At 59.3% G+C, this 7006-nt stretch carries 6 protein-coding genes; 1 reads left to right on the forward strand and 5 read right to left on the reverse strand.

What is annotated here, in order from left to right; translation table 11 throughout:
• Nucleotides 1-519: 519 nt before the first annotated feature.
• Both gap and K1X75_18240 read right to left on the reverse strand, forming a co-directional pair.
• A complete protein-coding gene (gene gap, locus K1X75_18235; protein ID MBX7060006.1) occupies nucleotides 520-1521 on the reverse strand; it encodes a type I glyceraldehyde-3-phosphate dehydrogenase in 1002 nt (333 codons plus the stop codon).
• 45 nt (nucleotides 1522-1566) lie between these two features.
• Complete coding sequence (locus tag K1X75_18240) at nucleotides 1567-1998, reverse strand: universal stress protein (protein ID MBX7060007.1); 432 nt, start codon at nucleotides 1996-1998, stop codon at nucleotides 1567-1569.
• A 172-nt stretch (nucleotides 1999-2170) separates the two neighbouring features.
• On the opposite strand from K1X75_18240, the gene K1X75_18245 reads away from it, so the two are divergent.
• Entirely contained in the window at nucleotides 2171-2809 is a 639-nt protein-coding gene (locus tag K1X75_18245) for a lysoplasmalogenase (GenBank protein ID MBX7060008.1), read from the forward strand.
• Nucleotides 2810-2833: 24 nt separating this feature from the next.
• On the opposite strand, the gene K1X75_18250 is transcribed toward K1X75_18245, so the two are convergent.
• From K1X75_18250 to K1X75_18260, 3 genes are all read right to left on the reverse strand, one after another.
• Complete coding sequence (locus K1X75_18250) at nucleotides 2834-3652, reverse strand: DUF1963 domain-containing protein (GenBank protein MBX7060009.1); 819 nt, start codon at nucleotides 3650-3652, stop codon at nucleotides 2834-2836.
• 86 nt (nucleotides 3653-3738) lie between these two features.
• Nucleotides 3739-6165, reverse strand: coding sequence for a sodium-translocating pyrophosphatase (locus K1X75_18255; GenBank protein MBX7060010.1), 2427 nt, complete (start codon nucleotides 6163-6165; stop codon nucleotides 3739-3741).
• 209 nt (nucleotides 6166-6374) lie between these two features.
• On the reverse strand, nucleotides 6375-7006 hold a 632-nt coding region (locus K1X75_18260), incomplete at its 5' end, for a hypothetical protein (GenBank protein MBX7060011.1).

The following is a 7006-nucleotide window of genomic DNA, read 5'->3' on the forward strand; positions in this document are numbered from 1 at the left end:
GTTTGAGAGGCGTTCCTAAGCGAGGAGACATTCGCCCGTCAGCAAAAGAAAAGAAGAACATAGCTTTCGACGGCCGCATTGCGCGAAACGCGCGAGCATGACGGGCCTTTCGTTTAACTCAATCTGTGCGCTTTCGTCTTCTCCGACAGTCACGACAATAGTCGCGTTCGTCTTGTACGCACCACGGGGAAATAGGCGAATTTCTTTTGTCCCGCCGCTTCGCCCACCGCTCCAGATACAGCTTCGCCAGGTGAGTCCCAGGCGCATCTTCGGCCCCGCCCTCACCCGCCTGTGTGTCATGGCATTTACACAGACCCGCCATGCGCTTTCAATATTTATATCGTTGATAGCGCTATTGTTTAGTTAGATACATTCCTCAACCGCGGCGTGCATTAGTTCAAGGCGCCCGAAGCTTCCAGCCTTTGCGCCTGCCCGGGCTTTGCGTGGCGTGTGCGGACACAAAAAAGCCGCGCGGCAAGATGCGGCGCGGCTTTGGAGCGAAAGTAAGTAAGTATTCGCTTACTTTACGCTGTCCATGTGGCTCATCAACTCGATGACCTTGTTGGAGTAGCCCCACTCATTGTCGTACCAGCTGACCAGCTTGACGAAGTTGTCGTTGAGCATGATGCCGGCCTCGGCGTCGAAGATCGAGGTGCGCGGATCGGTTACAAAGTCCGCCGACACAACGGCGTCTTCGGTGTAGCCGAGGATGCCCTTCAGCGCGCCTTCCGATGCTTCCTTCATCTTCTTCTTGATGTCATCATACTTGGCCGGTTTTGCCAGACGGCAGGTCAGATCCACCACCGATACATTGGGCGTGGGCACGCGGAAGGACATGCCGGTCAGCTTGCCATTCAGTTCCGGAATGACCTTGCCCACCGCCTTGGCAGCGCCGGTGCTGGAGGGAATGATGCTCTGATAGGCGCCGCGTCCGCCGCGCCAGTCCTTGTGCGAGGGACCATCCACCGTCTTCTGCGTGGCGGTGACGGCGTGCACGGTGGTCATCAGTCCTTCGACGATGCCCCAGTTGTCGTTCACAACCTTGGCCAGCGGCGCCAGGCAGTTGGTGGTGCAGCTTGCATTCGATACCACATTCTGATCGGCCTTGTAGCTCATGTGGTTTACGCCCATCACAAACATCGGCGCGTCTTTGGAAGGCGCAGAGATGACCACGCGCTTGGCGCCGGCCTTGATGTGCGCCGCAGCCTTTTCCATGTCGGTGAACAGGCCGGTGGATTCGACCACATAGTCAGCCTGCACATCGCCCCATTTCAGATTGGCCGGATCCTTTTCCGCAGTGACGCGGATTTTCTGGCCGTTGACCACCAGCATGTCGTTTTCCACGCGCACGTCGCCCGTGAAGGGGCCGTGGGTGGAGTCGTAGCGCAACATGTATGCCATGTACTCAGCGTCGATCAGATCGTTGATGCCAACAAACTGTACGCCGCCCTTTTCCAATCCGGCGCGAAAGACCAGACGTCCAATGCGACCGAAACCATTGATTCCAACTTTAATCGCCATGCTTTTGAGATCCTCCAATCTTTAGCAATACTACAGGGTTTACAATCAGCGCACAACCGTTACGCTGCAGGGAGCGTGGTGAACGACGCGGTCCGAAACGGAGCCCAGCAAGAAACGGCCAAGGGCGCTGAGGCCGCGGCTGCCAATCACGATCAAATCGTATCCGCCTTTGGCGGCGACTTCGCAGATGCGATCCGCGGGATAGCCTTCTTCCACCTTGCGGTCCCACTTGATGCTGGTATTGTCCAGCGGCGAGTGGTTCTTTTCGAAGCGCTGTTCGGAGATCCACTTCACGCGATCCAGTCCCGGGGGCGCCGCCTCGTAGTAGCCGGGCAGCGGTCCAAATTCTTCCACCACCTCGAGCACCGTCAGTTGCGCTTCCGCCGCTTCGCAGATGCCAATAGCCATCTCCAGAGCCTTGCGCGACGTTTCTGAACCGTCGATCGGGATCAGAACCTTTTTGATATGCCGCTTCATGCTTTCGCCTTACCCTCTTGCTCGCTTTGATTCAGAGATGGGCCCCGCCCTGGCGCTGTCAAGCGGGAGCCACGCGGGGCCTGCGCCAGAAGGAAGCCAGCAAGGCCGACTTTTGTCGTCGACGCCGCGCTCAGGCTCCGTCGACTTTCCAGGCGAACCTGGTAGTTCCCCGATGAAGCATGTCTTGATCTTACTTCCCGCTCTGCTTTTTGCCGCGCTGGCAATCTGGGCGCGCATGCGTCGCCCGGCGCTTTACCCCTGGCTGAAGGCGCTGCCCATGCTCTGGATCGCCGGCTACTACTCGCTGATCATTGGCGGCCGGACGCAACCGGGGCTGCTGCAACAGATTATTTTTGCCGGCTTGATGCTGGGCTGCGCCGGCGATGTGCTGCTGCTTTATCCGCGCCTGTTTCTCTTTGGCTTCTTTGCTTTTCTGGCCGGCCATGTCGCCTACCTCAGCGCCTTTGTAGTCTCGGCGCCGGCGCCGCCAGGCTGGTTCTGGCTGGCGGCCCTTGGACCGGGAGTCGTCTATGCATCGATCTTGAGTCTGCGCACCGCGCAGAAGCGCTCGCTGCCCTTGATCTGGAGTTACGCCGCAATGCTTTCGTCGATGATGGCCTTTGCCTGGTGGAACGACTACGCCGCCGGACGCTTTCCGGTGCTGGCCTGTGGGGCGCTGCTCTTTGCCGTCTCCGACGGCTTCTGGTCCTGGAATCGCTACGTGCGGCCAGTTTCCACCGCCGCGCTGGGCATCCTGGTCAATTACTACAGCGGTCAGGCGCTGATTGCACTGGGCGCGCTGCTGGCCTGAGCCATCGCCGGAAATTCTGCGCTTTCAGCCAATCGAGCTGGTAACCTCGATGCGCGAAAAATCGCAGGCCGCAAGCCGCGTCGCCTCGATCCAGAGATGGATGTAGCTGTCGGCCATGCTGAAATTATAAAGAAGTACATAGCGATCCATCAGCCGGCGGATGCGCTGGCCATCGGCATCGTCCTCGGAAAGCAGCGTCGGCGCGCCAAGCATATGGCCGGCGACCGACTTTGTCGGATCGTTGAAGTAGCGTCGGTCGTCAAAGGCCTCGATGCCCAGAATCTGACTGACCGCCGCCAGCAAATCCTCGGGCAGCGCGGCGTGGATTTCGGCCGAATCCTGCCAGGCGCCAAAGCGAAAGCCGGCATCAAAGCTGATCAGGGCCCGCCGGGCAAAGAAGCGCGCATATCCATCCGGCTTGCCGCGCGCTGGCGGCGCCGCCGTCGAAATCAGCAACTCGGAGTTGCCTTCGAAGTAGTAGGCCGCAGCGCTCATCGCCCGCGGGTTGAAGAACAGATAGAGCATGCCGTGCGCCGGCAGCTGCTGTTGTACATCGCCCAGCTTGCAGCGCGCCAGGTTGAATTGCGCCAGAAAGTAGTGATCCTCCGGCCACTGCCAGTGCGGCTCGCCAGGCAACTGCGGCGATCCCTTGCCAAGCGAGGCGCCGGGCGGCGCATCCTGTGCATCGCCCAGCTTGCTTTCGACGACTTCAATGCTGGGATGCAAGTTCGCCGCCAGAAACTGCGGCGCCAGTCGATGGTCGCCCTCGCGCTCAGACTGGCGCAGACTGCCGCTCATGGGATAATCTGCGACAAAAGCCCGCGCCACTCGGAGGATATTCATGAAGGGTCAGCCCGGAGCGCGCCGACAGAACGATTGGATTTTGATGCAATCGCTGCGGCGCGGTCGATCGGGCAGGCGCAGAGGATTTATGCCGAGCGAATCCTCATACTATAGAAGGAGCGCCAGATAAAGGCGACGGCGACAACAAAGAACAGACCGGCCAGGGCCAGCTTGGCAACGATCAGGTCCGCTTTGATCAGCTCCAGCACCAGTTCCACGGCCAGCAGGCCAAAGAGCGTGGTGAATTTGATCACCGGGTTCATCGCCACCGAGGAGGTATCCTTGAAAGGATCGCCAACCGTATCGCCGACGACGGTGGCATCGTGCAGCGCCGTGCCCTTCTCCTTGAGTTCGACCTCCACCAGCTTCTTGGCGTTATCCCAGGCCCCGCCGGCGTTAGCCATAAACACGGCCTGAAACAGACCAAACAGAGCAATGGAGATCAAATAGCCGATGAAGAAGTACTCTTCGACAAAGGCAAAGGCCAGGGTGCTGAAGAATACCGCCAGGAAGATGTTCCACATACCGCGTTGTGCATAGCGCGTACAGATCTCGACCACGCGCTTGGAATCGGCCACCGAAGCCTTCACGACTCCATCCAGCTTGATGTTGGCCTTGATGAACTCCACGGCGCGGTAGGCGCCGGTAACTACGGCCTGGGTTGATGCGCCGGTAAACCAGTAGATCATGGCCCCGCCTGCGATCAGTCCCAGCAGGAAGGGCGCATGCAGAATGGAGAGCTTTGCCACTAGTTCGGGCTTCAGGCCCTGGGTCAGAATCATAATGATCGAAAAGATCATCGTCGTTGCGCCGACCACCGCCGTGCCAATCAGCACCGGCTTGGCTGTCGCCTTGAAGGTATTTCCGGCGCCGTCATTGGCTTCCAGAAAGTGTTTTGATCTTTCAAAATTTGGCGTGAATCCAAACTCGCGATTCACCTCTTCTTTGACGCCCTTGTGGTGTTCGATCAGCGAAAGCTCATAGACCGACTGGGCGTTGTCGGTTACCGGTCCATAGGAGTCGACGGCAATGGTCACCGGTCCCATGCCCAGAAAACCAAAGGCGACCAGACCGAAGGCAAAGACCGGCGCGGCCATCATGATCGAACTGACGCCCAGGGTGCTGACGCCGTAGGCCACGCCCATCAGCGCCACGATAGTCAGGCCCATCCAGTAGCCGCCAAAATTGCCGGCAGTCAGTCCGGAGAGGATGTTGAGCGAAGCGCCGCCCTCGCGCGAGCTGTGAACGACTTCGTGTACATGTTGCGACTCGGTCGAAGTGAAGGCCTTGACCAGTTCCGGGATCACGGCGCCGGCCAGCGTGCCGCAGGTGATGATCAAGGACAGCTTCCACCACAGCGTGGGATCGCCGCCAATGTTGGGAATCAAGAGCCACGAAACAACAAAGGTCAGGGCGACGGAAACCAGCGAGGTCAGCCAGACCAGAGCGGTCAGCGGCTTCTCGAAATTCATGTCTTCGGCCTGCGAGTAGCGCGCTCTGGCAAAAGCGGCGCTGATGCCATAGGACAGCAGACTGGCCAGGATCATCACGATGCGCATTACAAAGAGCCAGACCAGCAGCAGAACCTGAACCGATGCATCGGGCACGGCCAGCAGAATGAAGGAGATCAAGGCAACGCCGGTTACGCCATAGGTTTCGAATCCGTCGGCAGTAGGACCAACGGAGTCGCCAGCATTGTCGCCGGTGCAATCGGCAATGACGCCGGGGTTGCGGGCGTCATCCTCTTTGATCTTGAAGACAATCTTCATCAGGTCGGAGCCGATATCGGCAATCTTGGTGAAGATGCCGCCGGCAATACGCAGCGCCGAGGCGCCCAGCGATTCGCCAATGGCAAAGCCAATGAAGCAGGGGCCGGTGTATTCGGCTGGAATGAATAGCAGAATGCTGAGCATCAGCAGCAACTCAATGGAGATCAGCAAGAGTCCAATGGACATGCCGGCCTTCAATGGTATGGCGTAGGTAGGGAAGGGTTTGCCGCCCAGGCTGCCAAAAGCAGCGCGCGAATTGGCGTAGGTGTTGATGCGAATGCCAAACCACGCCACGCCGTAGCTGCCGGCGATGCCAACTACGCTGCAGGCCAGGATGATCGCCACAACCTGCGCCGACATGCCGCGCAAAAACCCAAAATAGACTACAATGATTGCGCCAATGAAGATTTCCAGAATGAGCAGGAACTTCCCTTGAGTGAGCAGGTAGGTTTTACAGGTCTCGTAAATCAGTTCGGAGATGTCGCGCATCGACTGGTGCACGGGCAGCCCGCGGATCTGTACAAACTGAACAATGCCAAAGGCCAGTCCAATGGCACAAACCAGCATCCCCAGGAGCAGCAAGGATTTGCCATCAAGCCCAAGGAAGGCTTGCGACGCAAGGTCAGGCAAGCGCAGATCCGCTTCGCCGGCAAAGAGAGCGCCAGGCAAGCAGAGCGCCGCCAGCGCAATCGCCAGAAGTAGCGTCGCCCTGCCGCGGCGCGCCCTTATTTCAGAATTGTTCATTGTTTCTCCAGTTTCCGCTGTACATGGATCACAGCGGCGATCTGAACCGAACGGCCTTGCATTGCGCCATCGGGTCTGCAGAATGCCGCAGCGCGACCCCCGCCCGGCGGCTGTCAAGCGGCTGGCCGGGTCTATCAGTGACCAAAGGCAAGGATCTTGAGACGCTCTATAAGTTCAGTGCGCCGGCGGCGCATAGCGTTGATCGGGCATCAATTCATGGCCTGCAACGCAGTCTCCGGTCGAAATTGAAAGAAAACAATTTCCTTTTGAAAGGGTCGCCACTGGCCAAAGCGCTGCGCCGGCAGATTGCGCAGCTGCTCGCGGTAGACGCCTCCGGCGCCCAGCTCGCCGCCGGCCACCGCAACAAAGCCGGCGCGATGCAGTTCGCTGGCGTAGCGATCGCGTTCGCGCGGACTGAGCGCCAGCACCACCTCTGGCGGTCCGTAACGAAACTCCGGCCGCCGCAAACAGAGCAGCAGGAAACGGGCCAGGGAAAAGTCGGCGCGTCGTTCTTCGCCAGTGAGGATGGAATGCAGGTAAATTCGCTCCGGCTGAATCAGCAGATGTACCGTGAACAAATTTTCCGAACCGGCGCCGCCAACCAGGGCCGCGCCTTGCTTCAATAGCGCCAGATAGCCCAGGTAGGTCATGCCCTCCAGCGGCAATTGTTCCTGCGCCATGTAGAACAAGCTTTCCAGTTCGCTGCGCGTCTCTTCGCAGCGTCGCACCTCAAAGGGCATGCGGCGCGCGCGCATCCAGAGTCCGGCGGCGGCCAGCAGCCAGAGCATGGACTGCACTACGGCAAAGGCCGCCCAGTCGAACCAGCCGTTGGAGGCGTTGT

The sequence above is a fragment of the Leptospirales bacterium genome, from assembly GCA_019694655.1.
Lineage (GTDB): Bacteria > Spirochaetota > Leptospiria > Leptospirales > Leptonemataceae > SSF53.

Bases quoted from the DNA above. Each gene is read 5' to 3' on its own strand.
- K1X75_18250 (MBX7060009.1), bottom strand. From the start codon at position 3,652: ATGAATATCCTCCGAGTGGCGCGGGCTTTTGTCGCAGATTATCCCATG.
- K1X75_18240 (MBX7060007.1), bottom strand. From the start codon at position 1,998: ATGAAGCGGCATATCAAAAAGGTTCTGATCCCGATCGACGGTTCAGAA.
- gap (MBX7060006.1), bottom strand. From the start codon at position 1,521: ATGGCGATTAAAGTTGGAATCAATGGTTTCGGTCGCATTGGACGTCTG.
- K1X75_18255 (MBX7060010.1), bottom strand. From the start codon at position 6,165: ATGAACAATTCTGAAATAAGGGCGCGCCGCGGCAGGGCGACGCTACTT.
- K1X75_18245 (MBX7060008.1), top strand. From the start codon at position 2,171: ATGAAGCATGTCTTGATCTTACTTCCCGCTCTGCTTTTTGCCGCGCTG.